This is a genomic window from Bacillus sp. TL12 (genome assembly GCF_022625245.1).
GTDB lineage: Bacteria > Bacillota > Bacilli > Bacillales > Bacillaceae_G > Bacillus_A.
The window spans coordinates 1-1,108 of sequence record NZ_JAJJBY010000156.1; the positions used below are offsets into that span (position 1 = coordinate 1).

Sequence of the window (1,108 nt, forward strand, 5' to 3'; positions counted from 1 at the left end):
ACTTTATGTTGTTCTCTATTTCATTTAATCAATCTCACCAAAGTTCATTGAGCCATAATAACAGAGAAAACGTTCATGGAAATCCTGGGATAGATCCAACCAGGCTACATGAGAATATTTACTTTGTTCAAAAGGATATCCGAAGTGTATACAAGGATGTCTTTCAAGAAGCGGTGGACAAGTATAATGAGAAGCAAAAACGAAGTGATCGTAAAATTAAAGATTACTATGACAAGATAAGAAAAGATACAAAGACGCATGAGCAACGAGAACTCGTTGTAGCGATTGGGGAAGGCAAAGACGACCCAAAGTATAGGGAAGCCAAAAAGGAAGCGTTAAAACAGTATGCTGAGGCGTTTCAAGAGCGAAATCCGAATCTAGCTGTCTATAATATGGTTTTACATGATGATGAAGCCAATCCGCATTTACATATTAACTATGTACCGAATTTCGATAGTAGTCGAGGATTAACGAGGCGTGTCGGAATGGATAGAGCCTTGCAACAACAAGGCGTAAAAGGAAAAGGGACGGAGTTAATTGCAAATTGGAGACAATCAGAAACGGCTTATATTGAATCTTTGGCTAAAGAACAAATTCCAGAATTTGAACGAGCGAATGTAGGTTCACATAAGTACATGAAAGTCCGTCAATACAAGGAATATGCTGAAGCAAAATCAACCGTTGAGAATCAAATATATGAAAAAGAAATGCAGTTAGAAGTTTTTGACCATCATATGAAACATGCTGAAGAGAAAGTAAATGAATTACAGATGGTGAAAATACATGTAGCTGATAAATACAAAGAGTTAGAAGCAGTGGAACAACAAGTAAAAAGTGAAAGTGAAAAGTTACAGTTGATTGATCAGCGATATATAGAGTTAGAAAAAAAGGTGAAACAACAGCAAAAAGAATTGGATAGTGTTACAAATCAAGTGCCAAATGAACCTGTTGTGATTCCGTTTTTGCGTAAAGAAGTAATAACAGAAGTACAGGATAAAATGTTTGGAAAAGCTGAAATCACGAAGAAAAAGACAAGAAATTTTGTGTTATCACCAGAACAATATCAAAAATTAACAAAACAAGTGAATGCAGCTGTTACTATCAAAAA

Annotated in this window: 1 protein-coding gene; it reads left to right on the forward strand. The window is 35.4% G+C overall.

Translation table 11 applies throughout. The annotated features are described in order from the left end of the window. Positions 1-5: 5 nt before the first annotated feature. On the forward strand, positions 6-1,108 hold a 1,103-nt coding region (locus LOK41_RS28185), incomplete at its 3' end, for a plasmid recombination protein (RefSeq protein WP_241819378.1).